Source organism: Gluconobacter sp. P1C6_b (assembly GCF_018811945.1).
In the GTDB taxonomy this organism is placed as follows: Bacteria; Pseudomonadota; Alphaproteobacteria; order Acetobacterales; family Acetobacteraceae; genus Gluconobacter.
This window is the reverse complement of sequence record NZ_JACRVU010000002.1, coordinates 171,759-190,555: the sequence shown is the minus strand read 5'-3', so window position 1 is coordinate 190,555 and position 18,797 is coordinate 171,759. Positions and strand designations below refer to the sequence as shown.

Genomic DNA, 18,797 nt, shown 5'->3' with positions numbered 1-18,797 from the left:
ACAGATCAATCTGACGGAGAAAAATCCGGACGTATGCTAGGGCCGGGATCGTACATACACGAATGTCGTATAAGATATATTATGCCAACTATTGTGTCCAAAAATCCTGATCTGCTGACGTTTTTGTGAGAACACGTCCTATTGTTGCGAAGAATGTCTTCATTCGCGCTAGGAAAAGCATTGTAGTCCATTCTACCGGTGCACGCCCGCATTGCGAGTACCGGTGTATCCGCGGGAGCGGCTGTTATATGCCATCTATGTCACTGTGCCGCCTGAGTCTCCTGGGAAGCACATTCTGCATTGCTGCACTCTCCGTCCTTCCGAATGTCGCACGGGCAGATGATTATACGGAGCTGCTCGACATTCTCCGGGCCAAGGGCAGCCTGACCCGCTCGGAATACAATGTTCTGCTGGCCCATCACCAGCATCACTCGCATCCTTCCCTACAGCGCGACGATGACAGCCCCCCTGCCGCTCCGTCGCGTCATCGCAACCGCTACATGCGCTATGGCCCCCAGAATGAAGGCAGCAGCCTGGACGCTCCGCCGGATGTGACGACCATCGCGGCCGTTTCCGCAGCGCGCCGTGCCGCCATGGAAGCGTCTGCCAGTGCGCAGGATGCCCGCAATTCGCTTCTGGAAGCGCGCCGCACCTACAATCCGGACAGCATCGTGCGCGTGAAGCCCTATGTCGCGGGCAAAGGCGTTACGATCCAGGCCGGCCAGATCGACATCAACATCTCGGGCTTCGTCAACGCTTACTACACCTATAACAGCCCTGCCGGTGGTCGCGCTGTTGCTGGTGGCGTCTCGACCGGCAGTAGCGGCTTTGATTCCTCGTCCGTTCGTAACGGCCTGCTGCCGGGCGGCCTGATCCTCAAGCTGAACACGGTTCAGGACGGGATCAAGCTCGGCGCCGTCTTCGGCATGTATCCCGGCATCAACAACAACAATCCCAGCACCTTCAACGCCAACTCGGGTGGCAGTCCGGTGGGCCTCGGAACGGCAGGCCTCGATTTCCGTCAGGTTTATATGACCGCCGGCACAGACAAGTTCGGTACGGTCAAGCTGGGTCGCGATATCGCACTCTTTGCGTCTGACGCCATCCTGAACGATGCCACACTCCTCAGCGTCGGCAGTACCGGCAGCAACGCCAATCCTGCCAACACGTCACTCGGCCGTATCGGCGTGGGTTATGTCTATACGGACTGGTTGCCGCAGATCACCTATATCTCGCCGAAATGGAAGGGTTTTCAGGCTTCCGTCGGCGTCATGACACCACTGGATGAATACAACTACGCCGGTGGTGGCCTGTCTGCGACCACGACCCAGCACAGTTCGCCCATGCTTCAGGGTAAAGTCACCTATGACGGCAACATCTTCGGCTTCACGACCCGCTTCTGGAGCAGCTTCCTCGTTCAGCATCAGCAGAACCTGACCAGTTCAACACTGGGCAGCAGCAGCCGGAAAGGCACGACGGTCGAGGCCGGCGACGTTGGTGTGAAGGTCACGCGCGGACCGTTTGAAGGTGTGGCCTATTACTACTATGGCAGTGGTCTTGGAACGACCGGCATCTTCTTCGATGGCGTATCGGCGGATGGGCGCAAGCGTGATTCCGAAGGCTACTACGTCCAGGCAGCCTACAAGATCCTGCCCAAGCTCAAGCTTGTTGGGAGCTACGGCGTCAGCAACCTTTATCAGGCGCCTGGTGAGGACAATCCCTCGCTGGTCCGCCGAAACCAGTCGGAAGTCGGAGCGATCTATTACAAACTGACGGACTGGTTCACGATCGTCGGCGAATATGCCCATACGGAATCGGACGCCCACAGCTTCGCGCATGAGAGCGACCACACGATGTCCGCAGGTGCCATGATGACCTTCTGATCCTGTAAGGACCGGGCCCCTCCCTGCCCGGTCTTTCAGTTCATGAGAACGCCTCTTGCTCCTGCCTGTACGGCCTGTTCGCGCTTCATCGACAGGCTGATGCAGACCAGAATCCTATATTAATCCTGAAGGTCTAGCACCATTCCGTCATAGGCAGGCTCGACGCCAGCAGGCAGTGTCTGGCGCAGCGTCTGGTAATCCATCTCTGGCCCCATATGGGTCAGGATGACGTGCCCTACGCCAAGGCGCTCACGCCACTCCAGCACGCGTTCGAGCCAGGCATGAGCCGGATGCGGCTCGTACTGGAAGCAGTCCACGATCCAGGTCTGCACGCCTTCGAGCTGAGACAGGGCCTCATCCGAAAGCGTCTCGACATCCGTGCTGTAGGCAAAGTTTCCGCAGCGTACGCCAAGAGACATGATCCGACCGTGTCGCTGCTCGAAAATCCGAGCGGTCAGTCCGGGGAACGTAACTGTTTCTCCGGGCTGCACGACATGCTCGTCAAAAACCGGCCGGTAGAATTCTGGGCCTTTCCAGGGCGCGAACGCATAGGCGTAACGCAGGCGCAGTTCTTCCAGAACATCCGGTGTGGCCAGCAGCGGCAGAGGCGTTTCGATCACGCGGTTGATGGCCCGCAATTCGTCGAGACCACCGATATGGTCACTATGGGGATGCGTGTAGAGAACCGCATGCACGTGGCTCAGGCCACAGCTCAGCATCTGATTGCGAAAATCCGGCCCGGAATCCACCAGAAGCCGGAAACCGCCCTCGCCTTCGATCACGACTGAAGAGCGTGTGCGCCGGTTACGCGGCTCCGCTGGATCGCACGCCCCCCAGATCCCCGTCCGTGGTCCCTCCTCGCCCCCGATCATGGGAACGCCGGCAGAGCCGCCACATCCAAGGATTGTCACTTTCACGCAGCGATCCTCGTGAACAGACGACGGGAGTTTTCAGTCGTGATCCGGGCGATCTCATCCAGCGACACACCCCGCTCTTCGGCCAGCCGGGCAGCCGTATGGGCGACGTAACCCGGGGTATTCGGCTTTCCCCGTTTCGGGACGGGAGCGAGGAATGGACTGTCCGTTTCGACCAGAATGCGGTCTTCCGGAACCATGCGCGCCACTTCGCGGATTTCCTCGCATTTCGGGAACGTCAGCAGGCCGGAGAAGCTGATATAGCCGCCGAGTTCCAGCGCCGCTTCCGCCAGTTTCGGGCCCGACGCAAAGCAGTGGATCAGGAACGGAAATGCGCCCTTGGCGTGTTCGTCACGCAGGATGGCGATCATGTCGTCATCGGCATTGCGGGTGTGGATGACGACCGGCAGTCCCGTCTGACGCGCGGCCGCGATATGGGTGCGGAAGGCAGCGTGCTGGGCTGGCCTGGCTTCATCTCCGCTATGGAAATAATCCAGCCCCGTTTCTCCGATCGCCACGACACAGGGAGCTTCAGTCTTGGCAACAAGCTCCTCGACGGACGGCAGACGCTCCTCGCCCGCATAATCCGGATGAATGCCGATCGCGCACCAGATCCGCAGATCCGGTGTGCCATGCTGCGTCAGCGCAATCTGTGTATCAGCCTGTGAAAAGCGCGTGCCGATTGTGATCATGCCGGACAGGCCGGACTCCCGCGCCAGCTCGAAAGCGGGCGCGAGATCGTCGAGCTTGTCCAGATGACAATGGGTGTCGATCAGTCCCGTCATGCCTCTTCCTCGACGAAGCGCGGGAACAGACCTTCCGGCTTGGGAAGCGTGCGACCCGCCGGCAGCGGCGTTTCGAGAGCCGCGAATGTCCGTTCGTCGTCCTGCACGCCGAGCTGTGTCAGCATCTTAGCCATCGTGTCCGGCATGAAAGGCTGAAGCATGGTTGCGATTCCGCGGATCATGTCCACGAGAACCCGCAGCACATCCGCCATACGCTCCGGATCGGTCTTTTTCAGAGCCCAAGGCGCCTGACGGTCGATATAGGAGTTGGCGGCGCGGATGACTTTCCAGACTTCCTCCAGCGCATCCGTAATCGCCTTGCGCTCGATCTGTTCGGACATGATCGTGGGTAGAAGCGTCACCATCGCCAGCATGGCCTGATCGTCTTCGGTCAGCGTGCCGCGTTCGGGCAGAACGCCATTCAGATTCCGAGCCACCTGGCTCAGCGTACGCTGGCACAGATTGCCGAGATCGTTCGCCAGTTCGACATTCGTGCGCGTGATCATGGAGCGGCGGCTGAAGTTGGAATCACCGCCGAACGGTACTTCGCGCATCAGGAAGAAGCGCAGCGCATCCAGTCCGAACTCGTCAGCGAGCGCTTTCGGGTCGAGGACATTGCCGAGAGACTTGCTCATCTTCTCGCCCTCGACCGTCCACCAGCCATGGGCGAAGACGCTCTTCGGTAGATCAATACCCGCTGCCATCAGGAAGGCCGGCCAGTACACGCAGTGGAAACGCGCGATTTCCTTGCCGACCACATGCACATCCGCCGGCCAGAATTTCGCCCGCGGATCATCGAGGTCGGGATAGCCCACGGCCGTCAGATAGTTCGCCAGCGCGTCGAACCAGACATACATGACATGGTCCGGATCGTTGGGAACCGGAACGCCCCATCTGAAGCTCGTGCGGCTGACGGACAGGTCGCGCAGACCCTGACGGACGAAGCTCTCGATTTCACGACGCGGACCAACAGGGCCGATGAAGTCGGGGTTGTCTTCGTACAGTTTCAGAAGCCGGTCCTGAAAATCGGACAGACGGAAGAAATAGGACGGCTCCTTGACGCGCTCGACCGGTGCACCGGAGGGCGCCACGAACGTCCCGTCAGGCTTCTTGACCAGTTCGTCCTCGCCGATGAAAGCTTCATCGCGCGTGGAGTACCAGCCTTCATAGGCGCCCAGATAGATATGACCGTTCGCCGCAACCTTCTCCCACAGCGCCTTGGCCGCGCCCTTGTGGCGCTCTTCGGTCGTGCGGATGAATTCGTCGGTCGAGATCGCCATGTCCTTCTGCATCTGGCGGAAGGAAGCCGAAACCTCATCGGCATAGGCCTGCGGGTCCATGCCTTTGGCCACGGCCGTCTGCTCGACCTTCTGGCCATGCTCGTCGGTGCCGCTGACGAACAGCACATCTTCGCCATTCAGGCGATGGAAGCGGGCCAGAACGTCGGCCGCGATGGAGGTATAGGCATGCCCGATATGCGGAGCGCCGTTCACATAGAAGATCGGGGTCGTGATGGTGAAGCGCCGCGTCATGTCCACTCGTTTCATAACGCCCGGACCATCTCAGCTGCCGGAAGCGAGTTCCGCTGCCTGACGGATGGCCTGGGCCTTGTCCAGATTGAAGCCTTCGGTCTGACGCCTTAGCGTGTCCAGTTCGGAACACTGCCGCGCCGCCAGATCGGCCTTTGCAAGATCCCCGCGCCGCGCTGCCGAGCGCGCACGGTCTGCCAGTCCTTCGCCTAGCAAATCGCAGAGCAATGCGAAACCTTCAGCCTCTCTTGCAATACGTTCACTCAGGGCCATGGTTTCCGAAGCACGCACCTGTCCGCCGAGGATTTCCGCCACAAATGACGCAATCGCCCCGTCCCGGTCGTGCGACAGAAAGAGTGCCCGACCTGGCGATCCATGCGCCCGTGCCAACACATCCGCAGAAATGCCGGGGAGTGCGGCGCGCATATCCGCGTCCGAAAGCGCGGACAGTGTGAGCATCCGGCAGCGGCTGCGGATCGTGGGCAGGAGTGCGCCCGGAGAGGACGTGGTCAGCAGCAGGACACAGCGCGGAGGTGGCTCTTCGAGGATCTTGAGCAGCGCGTTGGCCGCGAACCGGTTCAGATATTCCGCCCCGTCCACGATCACCACGCGCCAGCCACCTTCGGTCGCCGTATGGTGCAGGAACGTCTGGACCGGGCGCACATCCGCGGCGGTAATTTCACCGCGCAGACGGCCTTTTTTCTCGTCCACGGCCCGCGAGATTTCCAGCAGATCGCCGTGTGTTCCGGCTGCAATGCGCCGTGCCTGCGACGAGTCCGGATTTTCCGCGTTCAGAAGCAGTCGCGCCAGACGGAAGGCCAGCGTTGCCTTGCCGATCCCTGCCGGACCGCAGATCAGCCAGGCATGATGCAGCTTGCCACCGGCCAGCGCCTGCCGGAACGTCGCTTCCGCCTCGGCATGGCCATACAGATGCAGAGTATGCCGCGGATCGCTCACACGCCCTGAACCGTCAGGATATCATGCACGGCCTGCAGGAGCGCGGCGCTGACGGTCTCTGGCGTCTGGCCTGCATCGACACGTTTCACACGCGCCGGATCAGCGGACGCAATCGCATCGAACCCGGCCAGAACGCGTTCGTGAAACGCTTCCGCCTGAGCCTCGTAACGGTCCGTCTGGCCGCCCCGGGCTTTCAGACGCGCGAGCGCCTGCGTTCGGGGAAGCTCCAGCATCAGCGTCAGATCCGGCTCGAAGTCCACGAGTTTGCGTGCACCGTTCAGGAACGCCAGAACCTCCGGCGCACCCTGCCCGATGCCATAGCCCTGATAGGCCAGCGTCGAATCATGGAAGCGGTCACACACCACGATCTCGCCCCGCTCCAGCGCCGGCAGAATGGCGTTGTCGAGATGGTCCGACCGGGCGGCCATATGCATCAGGATTTCCGCCCGCCAGGACAGATCAACCTTCCCGAACAGCAGCAGGTTGCGGATTTCCTCCGCGCCCGGCGTGCCACCGGGCTCCCGCGTCAGCAGAACCTTATGCCTTTCCGCGCGCAGGGCCTCGGCCAGAAGGCGGGCCTGGGTGGATTTCCCGGCACCCTCGCCGCCTTCAAGCGTAATGAACAGTCCTTTTCCAGCCATGCCCTTACTGCGCGGGACCATGGCCCAGACGCGTCATGGCGCGGGCGACCAGTCCAAGCTTCGCAACCGATTCGCCAGCTTCCAGCGGCACGCGGATATCGGCCATGTTGGGCGCGGAAATCACCAGCGCCCCGCAGACCTGACCCTTCGTCACCGGCGCAATCACCGGAGAGGCATAATCCACCCCGATATGGGAGCGCTGCTGCCAGCCCACCGGGAGCGTCATGACGATATCGGCCCCTGCGACCAGCGAGACCTGACGGTGTTCACCCATCCAGACCGGCGCGGAGTCCACGACCTGCCCACGACGGAACAGGGTGGCGTTCTCGAAATTGGCGAATGCCCAGGACATCAGACGCTCGCCCTCATGGGCGCGCTCATTGCTCGACGACGTGCCATTGATCACGACGATGACGCGGTTGCCGTTGCGCTTGGAACTGGCGCAGAGGCCGAAACCGCCCGCATCGGTATGGCCGGTCTTCAGGCCATCAGCGAGGCCCTTGTCGACCAGCACGTTCCGGTTACCCTGACGGATGTGGTTGTAGGTGAACTCAAGCTCACCGAAATAATGGTAATACTGCGGGAAATCGCGAATCAGATGCGAAGCGATCGTCGCGACATCGCGCGCCGTCATGTAGTGCCCGTCTGCCGGCAGACCCGTCACATTGACGAAATGCGAGTTCATCATGCCGAGCTTCGGCGCTTCCTCGTTCATCATCGCAACGAAGCGCTCTTCCGAACCTGCAATACCTTCAGCCAGAACGATGCAGGCATCATTGCCGGACTGGATCAGCATGCCCTGGATCAGGTCGGACACCAGAACGCTCTGGCCCAGCGGCACGAACATCTTGGAGCCCTGCGTGCGCCAGGCCTTTTCGCTGACCGGCAGGCTCTGTTCCAGACGGATGCGCCCCGTCGCAAGCATGCCGAACACGATATAGGCCGTCATCATCTTCGTCAGCGAAGATGGCGCCATGCGCTCGTCGGACGCCTTGTCGAGCAGGACCGCGCCGGTGTCATAATCCACGACATAGGCCCAGCGTGCCACGGTATCGAACGGACCGATGGGCGTGTTCGCAGGGGTTCCGACCGGAGCGTCTGCCGCAGCGGCGGCCGCGGCTTTCGCGGCGTGGGCCGCATGGTGGTGCGGGCGGGCAAACGCCTTCAGGGGTCCCGCAAAAGAAGCACAGGCCGCAATGCCTGCCACCCCACCGAAAAGAGAGCGTCTAGTCCGCACGTTCGTCCCCAGTTCCACGGCCTTCACACAACCGGCCGTCATTCCACAATGATCCGCGCGCCCTCTACCCCGCACAGGCGGGTGCGGTCCAGTGCCGCATCCGCCTGTGCGATATCGGCATAGGGCCCGCCAAGAACACGCCATTCCAGTCCTGCGCCTTCAGAGGCGTGCAGAACCGTACCGCCACACCGCATGGCAACACTCGCCGCCGTCGCATGGCCGGAAAATATTCCCATCAGAACATACAACTCCGATGGCCCCGGACTGCCCTGCATCCAGGTTGCGGGCAGCGGCCCCACGGCAACGGAGGACGCCGCCGCGGACGAGTCGTTCCCATAGACCCGCGAAGACCCGTCACTCAGGGATGTCTCGCGGACTTCCCCGACAGGAGCCGCGGAAATGTTCTGGGCAGGCGCCTTGCCCAGCCCTTCCGCCAGGGAGCGGCTGGCGGCTTCGTCTTCCGTGACCTCAACGGGCGTATCCGCGGTCATGCCCAGCAGATCCGCAGCCTTCGGAGAAAGCGCAATGATGCGCCCCGGATCCGCCGGGCCACGATCGGTCAGCCGGATGCGGACGATCCGCCCGTTCAGCAGATTGCGGACACTGACGATCGCCGGAAGCTGAAGCGTCTGATGCGCGCCCGTCATGCCGTTCGCGGACCAGGCCTCACCATCCGCCATCAGTCCGCCAGCCGGTGCGTGCTGCCGCGTTGCCAGACCTGTCACGTGATAGTCGAACTGCTCATTGGGATAGAACCATCCGTGCGTTCCGCGCCAGGCACGTCCCAGTTCGTAATGCGGGTGCGCGGCAGGCGTCGGTTCTTCACGGTGACAGGCCGCAAGAAGCGGCAGAAGGGCCAGAGCGGCCCCGTATTTACGCAGAGACAATGCCCGTCCCCAGAAGCCCGACGCCGAGAGCATAATAATCCGAGGGGTTATAGCGGCGGATCACGTTGAAGTTGTGATAGACCATGAAAGCCTGCGTGTTGGGACCGTCAGGCTGCACGACGGCGCCCTGAACGTTTGACTGCGAGAATGCCGTCCCATCCACGCGACGCACGCCCAGCGCCATCCACTCGCCCAGCGTCCGCTGCCGGGTCCGGCCGATTTCCGCCTTGTCGAGTACCCTGGTCAGGGTGACTTCCTGCCCCCAAGGCTCGTTGACCTGCCAGCCGCATTTGCCGAGATAATTGGCGATGGAGGCAAATACATCCGCCTCCGACGTCCAGATATTGCGCTTGCCGTCTCCGTCTCCGTCCGCTGCGTAGCGCAGATAGGCGCTGGGCATGAACTGCGCCTGCCCCATGGCGCCCGCATAGCTGCCGATCATGGCCGCCGGAGCGATATCGCCGTCATTGAGGATCTGAAGCGCCTTCATGAGCTCGTTGCGAAAGAAGGCAGAACGGCGTCCGTCAAAGGCCAGCGTCGCCAGCGCATCGATGACGGAATACGTCCCGTCATGCGCGCCAAACCCCGACTCGAGGCCCCAGATCCCCATGACGGCGCGGTCATCGCATCCGAAGCGCGCGCTGACGGGAGACATCACAGACTGCTGAGCGGCGTAAACGGTCCGCCCTTTCGCAAACCGCGACTCCGGCAGAACGCGATCACGATACTGCGCCCAGGTCAGGGTGAACTCCGGCTGGTGACGGTCCAGCTTGAGCACGGAGGCGTTAGGCTGCGTCGTCAGGCTGAGGGCTTGCGAGACGATCGAAGGCGAAAGGCCCTGCGCCAGTGCCTGTGCCCGGACACTCTCGAGAAAAGCGCCATAACTCTGCACGCGGCCCTGCGCATTGGCGGATGAAATCCCGGCTACCGCCGAACCGGCAACGGAAGTCAGGGCGGCAAGCAGATGGCGTCTTTGAAGCACGGTCAGGACCAGTCCCTTACGGGTAGAAATGATAGGACATACGCTAGCAATCCGCAGCACGGATCACCAGCCTCCGCAGGAGTGTGGCAGGTCATTCTCACCGAAATATGGCAGGGCAAGATTGTCGTTGGCGCGCTGGCGTGCGAAACCGGCGCCTCAATGTTCATGGAACCTCCCCACTCGTGATCGCCATCGGCCCCGCCATGGCCTCGCAGCCAGCCTGGCTGAAGGCAGCCACCATCATTGTCGGCACCTTCATTCTCGAAGACGTGGCAACCGTGCTTTCCGCCATTGCCGCCCGCGCTGGAGAAGTCAGCATTCCGCTGGCGCTCGGGGCACTCTATTTCGGAGTGGCGGTCGGGGACATGGGCCTGTACGGGCTTGGCGCCGCCGGTGCCCGCTGGCCCTATCTCAAGCGGTTCCTGACCCTTCCCAAACGCGAACGCACACAGGACTGGTTCAGCACGAACGTCATCCGCGTCGTGGCCATCTCCCGTTTCGTGCCCGGCGCCAGGCTGCCGCTCTATACGGCCTGCGGTTTCTTCCGCGCGCCGTTCCTTCCCTTTGCCATGACCGCAGTTCTGGCTACGCTGGTCTGGACGACATGTCTTTTCCTGCTCGCCATGAGAGTCGGGGGCTGGCTGCTCGCCCATCAGGGCGGCTGGCGCTGGGCCGGGCTGGCGGGGTTTGTCCTGTGTATCGTTGTCGTCGGGCGCCTGATCGCCCGTCTCCAGACCGTGAGCCAGTAACAGCAATGTCCAAGTCAGAAGCCGACCAGAACCCACTCTCCCTTTTCGAATTCTGGCCCGGATCCATCTTCTACACCCCCATCGTCCTGTACTGGATCGCCATGGGGATCAAATACCGCGACCTCAGCATCTCGACCGCCGCCAACCCGCGTATCGAAACCGGCGGCCTGTGCGGCGAGAGCAAGTCCTCCATCCTCGACATGGGGGGCTCCACGGCACAGTCCTATATTGCCCCTTACGTCGTCTTCCGCAGTGGTAAGGGCTCGGACCGCCGGGCACTGGACGCCATGGAGCGCAAGGGCCTGTCTTTCCCCGTCGTCATCAAGCCCGATATCGGCTGCAATGGCACGGGTGTGAAGCTCGTCCATAACCGCGAACAGCTCGAAGCCGTCCTGCCGCAGTTCCCTGATGACGTGGACATGCTGGCGCAGGAACTCATCACCTATCCCGTCGAGGCCGGCCTGTTTTATATCCGCCATCCCGATGAGCCCCGGGGTCGCATCACCTCGATTACCTACAAGGAAGCGCCGGTCCTGACGGGTGATGGTGTCTCCACGGTCGAGGAATTGATCCTGCGTGATCCGCGCATGGGTCTTGTCCCGCAGATCTATCTGCCGCGTCTGGCAGGCAAGGAAAAGAACGTCCTCGCCAAAGGTGAGGAAATGCCGCTGGTCTTCGCGGGCAACCACTGCAAGGGTTCCGTTTTCCGGGACGGCCGCGCCGACACCACGGACGCGCTGACCGCACGCCTCGACGCCATCATGAAGGACATCCCGGATTTCCATTTCGGTCGGGTGGACGTGAAAGCCGCTTCCATTGAGGATCTGCGCCGGGGCGAGAACTTCCGGATCATCGAGATCAATGGTGTCGGCTCCGAAGCGACCCATATCTGGGACCGCCGCACGACGCTGTGGGAAGCCTATCGCGCCCAGTTCTCACATTACCGTCAGACGTTCCTGATCGGTGCCGCCAACAGGGCGCGCGGATGGAAGACATCGGGGGCGTTCTCGATGCTCCACTCCTGGCGCAAGCAGCGCCGGCTGCTGGCGTCCTATCCGCTGAACGACTGAACCCGGCGTGGCGGCCGGACCTTACTGATCCAGCTTGCCACCACCAAAGATGTAATTGCTGACCTGCTGTTCCAGCGAAAGCTGATCCCGCGTATCGGTGATCTTGCCTTCGCCGGACAGTGTCGTGCGGGAATGGCCGGGCTGGATCTGCAACGCATTGTCCGCCGTCATGGTCGGCGCACCGATGCCTACGGCCGTATCCACGGGAAGGTGCAGGCGCTGGTCCACCGTAAAGGCCACGTCGGCCATCTGCGTCCGGGGATCGAGCGTGATGGAGACGACACGCCCGACAGGCACGCCTGCAAGATCGACATTCGCCCCCGTGTGAAGGCCATTCGCGGAATTAAAGGCCGCGTGCAGGATCTCGCCCTGAAAATCAGGTCCCTTGCGCAGGGCATTGCCGTAGACGAGGAATGTTCCGGCAATCGCCAGAACGAGACCGCTGGCCAGGATGGCGCCCCCACGGCCGCTCAATGTTGACTGCATGCCAGCCTCGCCTTCCGGAAAATCTTGAACAGAACGGGAGTTAGTCCTCCCTTGACCGCCCGGTCAAGGTGAAGACCAACGTTGCCAGCAACGTTACCTCCAAGGTTGCGTCCCCTGCCACCATCAGGCAAGTGATCTGCTTTCCTGCCTTTGTGAAGAAGGCTTCCACCCGAAACAGGCTCCATGACGCTTCTTCAGGCCCTCATCCTCGCCATCGTTCAGGGAATTACCGAACCCTTCCCGGTCAGCAGCCTCGGTCATGCCGTGCTCCTGCCCGCTCTCCTGCACTGGGACCTGGACGAACACGCCCCGATGTTTCTGCCGTTCCTGACCATGCTGCATGTCGGCACGCTGGTCGCGCTGGCCGGTGTGTTCTGGCGGGACTGGATGGCCATTCTGGGCGGTATGTTCGGCCGCTACGGCAGTTACCGGCAGATGGAAGCGATTCGGATCTTCGGGCTTCTGGTCATTGCCACCATTCCCGCCGTTCTCGTCGGATGGCTTCTGGAGCACCGCCTGCGCGCCGTATTCGGCACGCCCCTCGCCGTTGCGGGGTTCCTGATCCTCAACGGTTTCCTGCTCATGGCGACGGAATGGCTCCGGCGCCAGAAGGGCCACCGCGACCACAAGCCCATCGCCACACTTGCTCCAAAGGATGCCGTGATCATCGGCATCTGGCAGTGCCTGGCTCTTCTGCCGGGTCTGTCACGGTCGGGTGCAACCATGAATGGTGGCCTTCTGCGCGGGCTGGATCACGAAACGGCCGCGCGGTTTTCGCTCCTGATGGCCCAGCCCATCGTGCTTGCGGCCACGGTCCGTGAAGCCTGGCAGATGCGTCACATGACAATCTCACACGACATCATGGTGCAGTGCGTCGCCGGTGCCGTCGTTGCCGGGCTGACCGCGCTGATCTGCTCGCTCGTGATGCTGCGCTTCTTTCGCAACCATGATGGTTGGGCCCTGACACCATTTGGTGTCTACTGCGTTCTGGCTGGCCTTTTCGCCGGTGCCGTCATTCTTCTCTGACCTTTCCAGCCGCCGTTTTTCGCGGCACATTGCGGATCATGCCAGCTTCGATACAATCTCCTCCCGATCTCCCCGGACCAGGCCGCCGAAAGACCCTTGAACAGGTCCTTTTCGAGAACGACACGAACGGCCTCAAGCGCAGCCTGACGGCGACACAGCTGATCATCCTCGGGGTCGGGTCCACGATCGGCGCTGGCATCTATGTCATGACGGGTACGGCCGCTGCCGAATATGCCGGCCCCTCGGTCCTGATTTCCTTCGTCATCGCTGCCCTCGCCTGCCTGTTCACAGCCTTTTCGTACGGCGAACTGTCCTCGACCCTTCCCGTATCGGGCTCGGCCTATTCCTACGCCTATATCTCGATGGGCGAGAAAGCAGCCTGGATGGTCGGCTGGCTCCTGCTTCTGGAGTACGGAATTTCATGCTCCGCCGTCGCGGCGGGCCTGTCGGGCTATGCAAGCTCCCTGCTGGGCGTCACAGGCTTTCACCTGCCATCCGCACTGATCCACGCAACGCTCCAGCCGGTGCCCGGCACGGCCGGAGCACAGATCAGCGCCGACTGGCGGTTCGATCTCATCGGCTTTACCGCGACGCTGCTGGTAACGGCCCTGCTGGTCCGGGGCGTCGAGGAATCCGCCCGCATCAACACCATGATCGTGGCGCTTAAAGTCGGGGTACTGTTCGTATTCGTGGCGTTGGGCATCGGGGCCGTCAATCCGGCGAACTGGCACCCGTTCATTCCCCCCAGCGAAGGCGGATTCCATTATGGGGTCCGTGGCATTTTCCGCGCTGCATCGGTGATTTTCTTTGCCTATGTCGGGTTCGAGGCCGTTTCCACCGCCTCGGCCGAGGCCCGCAACCCCACCCGCGACGTGCCGATTGGCATCATCGGCAGCCTGCTGATCTGCACTATCGTCTACATGATCGTCGCGACCGTCCTGCTCGGCATCGTGCCTTATCGTGAGCTGGATGTGCCCGATCCGCTCGCCATTGCCGTGAAGATCATGCACACGCCCTGGCTGTCCCTGCTGGTCAATATCGGGGCGACAATCGGCCTGTGCTCGGTCCTGATGGGCCTGATGTACGCGCAGTCCCGCGTCCTGCTGACCATCAGCCGCGACGGGCTGATCCCGCAGATCTTCAGCGTCATCCATCCGAAATTCCGTACGCCGTGGATCGGGACCATCGTTCTGGGCCTCGTGGTCGCCCTCATCACGGCAACCCTGCCGATCGACATCATCAGCGATCTCGTTTCCATCGGGACGGCCGCAGCGTTCGGGATTGTCTGCTTTACGGTCATCTGGCAGCGCAACACGCGGCCTGACATCGTGCGTCCCTTCAGCGTCCCGCTGGGCGGTATCCGCATCCGCGGGATCTGGATCGGCACAACACCCGCGCTCGGCATCGTGTTCTGCCTCGTCATGACCATTCCGCTGGTCTCGGACATGGTTCACGCCGTTACCAGCGGCAACCCGGTCCCGCTGATCCTTCTGGTAACCTATCTGGCACTGGGCATTGCGACTTACGCCTTCTACGGACGGCGTCATTCAAAAATGCGCCCGGAGCACCCCTCAGCCTAGCATTCCTCAGTCTGACGACATCGACGAGCTGCCAGGCCCCATGCCCGGGCCCATATAGCTTCCCGGCGGCGGCCGGCTGATCGGGGGCGCCATCCGCTCCCAGGGCTCCTGAGCCCCGGCTGCGGGAGGCATCATGGAGAAACGCGAACGAGGCAGTGCTTCGGGACATTCATCGCGGATCCGGGCGATAATCTTCTCGCGGATATCGCACCGCAGATCCCAGCTCTGAAGCGCGGTGCGCGCGCTGGCGATGATGCGGATGGACATGACGTGCGCATCGCAATCCGCCACCTGCACGTCGAACACGCGCCCGTCCCACAGCGGACAGCCGCGCACGATCTCGTTCAGCATCTCGCGGATCTTGTCCATCGGCGCCTGATAATCGACCCAGAGAAACACGACACCGATGATGGCCGCGGAATTATGCGTCCAGTTCTCGAACTGGTTCTCCAGGAAATACGAGATCGGCACAATATGTCGCCGCCAGTCCCAGACCCGCAGCACCACATAGGTCGCGTTGATTTCCTCCACCCAGCACCAGTCACCATTGATGATGATCAGGTCTTCCATCCGGATCGGCTGGGTCAGCGCGATCTGGACGCCCGCGATCAGGTTCGTCAGCAGCCCTCGCGCCGACAGACCGACGATCAGCGATGCTGCTCCCGCAGATGCGAACAGCGACAGACCGTACTGCTTGACCGACGGAAACAGCATGAGCGCCGAGGCCACCGTCACGATCCCCACCAGAATTTCCGTCAGCCGCCGCAGGACGCGGATCTGCGTCTGGTGCGAGCGGATCATGATATCGTCCGTCTCCTCACGCGCCGCCAGACGGTTGAGATAAACCTCCGTCATGATCCGGAAGACCATGATCGCCGAGAAACCGAAGGTCAGGATCAGCAGGAACAGGAAAAAGAGCTGAAGATCGTCTTCCTGCGCCGCCGTAAATCCCGTTGCTGCCGGCAGCGCGGACAGCATGGCCAGGAGCGCCACCATCAGCCGCGTGGGCCTGCGCAGGGACGAGACGATCCGCCGGATCAGCGCGGCCTTGCGCGATCCCGGGATCCGCAGGAGCTGTGTCGTGACCAGATTGCCGCAATAGAACGCCAGCACCCCCACCACCACCAGCATCAGCACCGAAACGACGGAAGCAGGGAGCCAGGTGAAATAGGACCGTATGGCAAACAGGGTGCTGACGAAATGTTGCGTCACCAGATGAAGGACTCCTTGCATCAAAAGGAATTGCGGGCCTGGAAAAGGCCGAATGGATTGGAAAACCGTGATACCTCAAATGCCACGGGCACCCCGGACAATGCGACCCGTAAAAACATCTTATTTTCCCGGGACTAACGTGTTGACACCCTGAAAGATCCCCCTTAAAACCCCGCGACAACGCCGGTTAACCCCGGCCGGATGGCGGTGTAGCTCAGTGGTAGAGCAGGGGAATCATAATCCCTTGGTCGGCGGTTCAAATCCGTCCACCGCTACCATCCCTTTTCCCGAAAACAGAAAATTCATTCCGGCGATGCCCTGCTGTGCGGGGCGGTTTCCTGTATTCTGCCCGGCATGATCAAGAAACCCCTCGCCGTCGTGACGATGGTCTATAACGAGCCGGAACATCTTCAGATCTGGCGGCGTCATTATGCTACCCAGGTTGGAGAATCCGCCTGCTACGTGATCGATCACGGATCGGACGATGGCTCGACCGCCCATCTGGGGCAGGTCAACGTCGTCCGGATCCCCCGCTCCCCGCAGGACGATGAACGCCGCACCCGATCCATCGGAAAATTCTGCGACAGTCTGCTCGAATGGTATGACAGCATCATTTATACGGACGTGGACGAAATCCTGCTCGCGGACCCGGCTTTCGTCCCTTCCCTGACGGAATTCGCGCTCCTGAACCGAAGCCCTGTCGTCACCGCCACGGGGTTTGACGTCATTCATATCCCGGACGAGGAAGCGCCGTTCGACTACAGCCGCCCCTTCTCCCTGCAGCGTCGCCATCTCCGCTTCTCCAGCGCGATGTGCAAACCGGTCCTGACCCGTATCCCCATTACGTGGGCCCCCGGCTTTCACTGCTGCGAGGAGACCGTCCCCAGTCTTGCAGCGCCACTTTTCCTGTTCCATCTGCGCTACGCGGATCTGGCATCGGGACTGGAGCGGCTGGAACGCACCCGCAGACAGCCCTGGATTTCCGAGGACGTCGGGCGTCACCAGCGTCTGGAAAACACGGACTGGGAAAACATGCTGCGCAGCATGGCAGGGCTGCCACGAACTGACAGCACTCTCGATAATCGTGACGGGCGTCTGAGCGAATGGCGCCAGCAGGTCGAAGACAGCACGCAGACACGTCTGCACGACCGCTACCGCCTTGATCTCCATCTGAGCGGTACGGAACTGTGGCGCGTTCCCGAGAGATTCATAGGGCGGGTCTGAGACACAAAAAAAAGCCGGCCCTTTGCGGGACCGGCTTTTTTTTGTGTCTGAGCCAAGGCTTCAGTCTGCCTCGACCTCAGCCGTGCGATGATACTGATCATCTTCCGAGGGACGCTCGGCGTTGTGTTCGGCATCCTGTTCCTGCGAGGACTGCTCCTCTTCAGAACGCTCGCCACGCGGCTCCCGGCGGTCTTCATAAGCGCGCTGGCGCTGCTGCTGACGCTCGGTGCGCTCCTGCTGGCTCTTCTCGGCAGCCTGATTCATGGCGTTGAGAATACGGAAATAATGCTCCGCGTGCTGGAAATAGGCTTCTGCAAGAATGCGGTCGCCAGTTCCGGTCGCGTCGCGGCCCAGCTGGAGATACTTCTCGAACAGCTGCTGCGCCGTACCACGGACCCGGAGATCAGGTCCGTTACTGTCAAACACATGGTTGCGGTTCAGAGGTGTCTGGGCATTGCTGCTGCGTGATGGCCCACTACCCGCACGATGATGCCGGCCTCTTATGCGCTTCATATTCATCGACCCGTGATGCACTTTCATGATGACGTGGACCGTTCTGCAACTGCAGAAAGTCCGACCGCCGCTGTCGAAAAAGACGTCTGTCTGTTCCGCTATGGCTGAACCCAGCTCAGCCAGTCTTCCATCGTCAGTGCATGATGACATGAACGATGGGCAAAGATGCGCCTGACAGTGCTGGCAAAACACCCTCAATTCGCATGCATTGGCATTAGCAATACCAAGTTCCGTCAGTCAAGCCAACGGTTTTTCGTCACGATCCGCCCTCACCCGTCTGATTGCAGGACGAGAGCTCTTTCGATGCCGCCCAGATCAGCCTTATGCGCCACGTCCCGCAGTCCGCTCGCCACTCCCAGCGCGGAGACCGCATCGATCTGCCCGATCCCCATCTCCAGGATCGCGTATCCCCCCGGCACCAGAAGCGCAGGCAACGCAGCGCACAGGATGCGATAGGCGTCCAGCCCATCTGTCCCGCCATCCAGAGCCCGCGCTGGCTCATACTGCAGGACTTCGGGCATCAGCCCCGCCAGATCCCCGGTCTCGATGTAAGGCGGATTGGACAGAACCACGTCAAAGCGGGCGTTCAGTGCATCCGCCCAGCTTCCGGCCAAGAAGGCAGTGCGCTTTTCCAGTCCGGTACGAACGGAATTCCGCCGTGCCAAGGCCGCAGCCTGAAGAGACAGATCCACGCCCACACCCGTGGCCTGCGGATATTCGGACAGGGCCGCCAGCAGCAGGCAGCCTGTTCCGGTTCCAAGATCCAGAATTGAGAGCGGCGCGTTGCGATCCGGACAGACATCCAGCAGGGCTTCGATCAGGGCTTCACTGTCGGCCCGGGGGATCAGCGTGTCACGCCCCGTCTCCAGATCCAGCGTCCAGAATCCTGTTTCGCCGGTAATGAACGCAAGAGGTTCCCGGTTCAGACGCCGCTTCAAGGCCTCTGCGAATCGCGATTTCTGCGCAGGCTCCACACCATCCAGAGAGAGCAGCCCCCCCAGATCCCGCCCTGTCGCCCAGCACAGCAGGAGCCGGGCTTCACGGCGCGCATCCTCGATCCCGGCCTGCTCCAGCGCCTGCGAGGCCTCGCGCAAAAGATCATCTTTGGCCATCATCATCGAA

General features: G+C 61.7%; 18 protein-coding genes and 1 tRNA gene. 7 read left to right on the top strand and 12 right to left on the bottom strand.

Annotation, left to right across the window (positions count from 1 at the left end; translation table 11 throughout):
- Positions 1-257 precede the first annotated feature (257 nt).
- Complete coding sequence (locus KP701_RS02670; RefSeq protein WP_215745676.1) at positions 258-1,883, top strand: porin; 1,626 nt, start codon at positions 258-260, stop codon at positions 1,881-1,883.
- A 119-nt stretch (positions 1,884-2,002) separates the two neighbouring features.
- Here the strand turns inward: KP701_RS02670 and KP701_RS02665 are convergent, their stop codons facing one another.
- The 8 genes from KP701_RS02665 to KP701_RS02630 are packed head-to-tail and all read right to left on the bottom strand — an operon-like array spanning position 2,003 to position 9,815.
- Positions 2,003-2,800: an MBL fold metallo-hydrolase gene (locus KP701_RS02665; RefSeq protein WP_215745602.1), complete on the bottom strand. Its 798-nt coding sequence runs from the start codon at positions 2,798-2,800 to the stop codon at positions 2,003-2,005.
- Positions 2,797-3,582, bottom strand: a complete 786-nt coding sequence (locus KP701_RS02660) for a TatD family hydrolase (RefSeq protein ID WP_215745601.1) — start codon at positions 3,580-3,582, stop codon at positions 2,797-2,799. The genes KP701_RS02665 and KP701_RS02660 overlap by 4 nt, the downstream gene beginning before the upstream one ends.
- Positions 3,579-5,114 (bottom strand): methionine--tRNA ligase, encoded by a 1,536-nt coding sequence (gene metG / locus KP701_RS02655; protein ID WP_215745600.1) that lies wholly within the window; start codon positions 5,112-5,114, stop codon positions 3,579-3,581. The genes KP701_RS02660 and metG overlap by 4 nt, the downstream gene beginning before the upstream one ends.
- 30 nt (positions 5,115-5,144) lie before the next feature.
- Positions 5,145-6,068, bottom strand: a complete 924-nt coding sequence (locus KP701_RS02650) for a DNA polymerase III subunit delta' (RefSeq protein WP_215745599.1) — start codon at positions 6,066-6,068, stop codon at positions 5,145-5,147.
- Entirely contained in the window at positions 6,065-6,709 is a 645-nt protein-coding gene (gene tmk, locus KP701_RS02645; RefSeq protein ID WP_215745675.1) for a dTMP kinase, read from the bottom strand. Before tmk ends, KP701_RS02650 begins: the two co-directional genes overlap by 4 nt.
- Positions 6,710-6,713: 4 nt before the next feature.
- Positions 6,714-7,988: a D-alanyl-D-alanine carboxypeptidase family protein gene (locus KP701_RS02640; protein ID WP_215745598.1), complete on the bottom strand. Its 1,275-nt coding sequence runs from the start codon at positions 7,986-7,988 to the stop codon at positions 6,714-6,716.
- The gene (locus KP701_RS02635; protein ID WP_252345347.1) at positions 7,985-8,833 is read right to left on the bottom strand and encodes an RlpA-like double-psi beta-barrel domain-containing protein; all 849 of its coding nucleotides are present in this window, start codon (positions 8,831-8,833) and stop codon (positions 7,985-7,987) included. The genes KP701_RS02640 and KP701_RS02635 overlap by 4 nt, the downstream gene beginning before the upstream one ends.
- Complete coding sequence (locus KP701_RS02630) at positions 8,820-9,815, bottom strand: lytic murein transglycosylase (RefSeq protein WP_215745596.1); 996 nt, start codon at positions 9,813-9,815, stop codon at positions 8,820-8,822. Before KP701_RS02630 ends, KP701_RS02635 begins: the two co-directional genes overlap by 14 nt.
- Positions 9,816-9,997: 182 nt before the next feature.
- Between KP701_RS02630 and KP701_RS02625 the strand changes: the two genes are divergently transcribed.
- Both KP701_RS02625 and KP701_RS02620 read left to right on the top strand, forming a co-directional pair.
- Positions 9,998-10,564, top strand: coding sequence for a DedA family protein (locus tag KP701_RS02625; RefSeq protein WP_041110405.1), 567 nt, complete (start codon positions 9,998-10,000; stop codon positions 10,562-10,564).
- Positions 10,565-10,569: 5 nt separating this feature from the next.
- Entirely contained in the window at positions 10,570-11,634 is a 1,065-nt protein-coding gene (locus tag KP701_RS02620; protein ID WP_215745595.1) for a D-alanine--D-alanine ligase, read from the top strand.
- Positions 11,635-11,655: 21 nt separating this feature from the next.
- Here KP701_RS02620 and KP701_RS02615 read toward each other — a convergent pair whose 3' ends face one another.
- The gene (locus KP701_RS02615; protein WP_215745594.1) at positions 11,656-12,120 is read right to left on the bottom strand and encodes an MlaD family protein; all 465 of its coding nucleotides are present in this window, start codon (positions 12,118-12,120) and stop codon (positions 11,656-11,658) included.
- Positions 12,121-12,303: 183 nt separating this feature from the next.
- Here KP701_RS02615 and KP701_RS02610 point away from each other — a divergent pair, with 183 nt between their 5' ends.
- Together KP701_RS02610 and KP701_RS02605 are read left to right on the top strand one after the other, a co-directional pair.
- Positions 12,304-13,146 carry an undecaprenyl-diphosphate phosphatase gene (locus KP701_RS02610; RefSeq protein WP_215745593.1) on the top strand — a complete coding sequence of 281 codons (843 nt, stop codon included), beginning with the start codon at positions 12,304-12,306 and terminating at the stop codon, positions 13,144-13,146.
- 38 nt (positions 13,147-13,184) lie between these two features.
- The gene (locus tag KP701_RS02605; protein WP_215745592.1) at positions 13,185-14,726 is read left to right on the top strand and encodes an amino acid permease; all 1,542 of its coding nucleotides are present in this window, start codon (positions 13,185-13,187) and stop codon (positions 14,724-14,726) included.
- A gap of 6 nt (positions 14,727-14,732) precedes the next feature.
- On the opposite strand, the gene KP701_RS02600 is transcribed toward KP701_RS02605, so the two are convergent.
- Positions 14,733-15,938: a mechanosensitive ion channel family protein gene (locus KP701_RS02600; protein WP_041110415.1), complete on the bottom strand. Its 1,206-nt coding sequence runs from the start codon at positions 15,936-15,938 to the stop codon at positions 14,733-14,735.
- 203 nt (positions 15,939-16,141) lie between these two features.
- Here KP701_RS02600 and KP701_RS02595 point away from each other — a divergent pair.
- Both KP701_RS02595 and KP701_RS02590 read left to right on the top strand, forming a co-directional pair.
- A tRNA-Met gene (locus KP701_RS02595) sits at positions 16,142-16,216 on the top strand.
- Between the two features lie 76 nt (positions 16,217-16,292).
- Positions 16,293-17,162 carry a glycosyltransferase family 2 protein gene (locus KP701_RS02590; RefSeq protein WP_215745591.1) on the top strand — a complete coding sequence of 290 codons (870 nt, stop codon included), beginning with the start codon at positions 16,293-16,295 and terminating at the stop codon, positions 17,160-17,162.
- Between the two features lie 60 nt (positions 17,163-17,222).
- On the opposite strand, the gene KP701_RS02585 is transcribed toward KP701_RS02590, so the two are convergent.
- Together KP701_RS02585 and prmC are read right to left on the bottom strand one after the other, a co-directional pair.
- Positions 17,223-17,681: a DUF4167 domain-containing protein gene (locus KP701_RS02585; RefSeq protein ID WP_225198089.1), complete on the bottom strand. Its 459-nt coding sequence runs from the start codon at positions 17,679-17,681 to the stop codon at positions 17,223-17,225.
- A 263-nt stretch (positions 17,682-17,944) separates the two neighbouring features.
- Positions 17,945-18,790: a peptide chain release factor N(5)-glutamine methyltransferase gene (gene prmC, locus KP701_RS02580; RefSeq protein ID WP_215745674.1), complete on the bottom strand. Its 846-nt coding sequence runs from the start codon at positions 18,788-18,790 to the stop codon at positions 17,945-17,947.
- Positions 18,791-18,797 lie beyond the last annotated feature (7 nt).

Bases quoted from the DNA above. Each gene is read 5' to 3' on its own strand.
- KP701_RS02670 (WP_215745676.1), top strand. From the start codon at position 258: ATGTCACTGTGCCGCCTGAGTCTCCTGGGAAGCACATTCTGCATTGCT.
- KP701_RS02660 (WP_215745601.1), bottom strand. From the start codon at position 3,582: ATGACGGGACTGATCGACACCCATTGTCATCTGGACAAGCTCGACGAT.
- metG (WP_215745600.1), bottom strand. From the start codon at position 5,114: ATGACGCGGCGCTTCACCATCACGACCCCGATCTTCTATGTGAACGGC.
- tmk (WP_215745675.1), bottom strand. From the start codon at position 6,709: ATGGCTGGAAAAGGACTGTTCATTACGCTTGAAGGCGGCGAGGGTGCC.
- KP701_RS02640 (WP_215745598.1), bottom strand. From the start codon at position 7,988: ATGACGGCCGGTTGTGTGAAGGCCGTGGAACTGGGGACGAACGTGCGG.
- KP701_RS02620 (WP_215745595.1), top strand. From the start codon at position 10,570: ATGTCCAAGTCAGAAGCCGACCAGAACCCACTCTCCCTTTTCGAATTC.
- KP701_RS02615 (WP_215745594.1), bottom strand. From the start codon at position 12,120: ATGCAGTCAACATTGAGCGGCCGTGGGGGCGCCATCCTGGCCAGCGGT.
- KP701_RS02610 (WP_215745593.1), top strand. From the start codon at position 12,304: ATGACGCTTCTTCAGGCCCTCATCCTCGCCATCGTTCAGGGAATTACC.
- KP701_RS02605 (WP_215745592.1), top strand. From the start codon at position 13,185: ATGCCAGCTTCGATACAATCTCCTCCCGATCTCCCCGGACCAGGCCGC.
- KP701_RS02590 (WP_215745591.1), top strand. From the start codon at position 16,293: ATGATCAAGAAACCCCTCGCCGTCGTGACGATGGTCTATAACGAGCCG.
- KP701_RS02585 (WP_225198089.1), bottom strand. From the start codon at position 17,681: ATGAATATGAAGCGCATAAGAGGCCGGCATCATCGTGCGGGTAGTGGG.
- prmC (WP_215745674.1), bottom strand. From the start codon at position 18,790: ATGATGGCCAAAGATGATCTTTTGCGCGAGGCCTCGCAGGCGCTGGAG.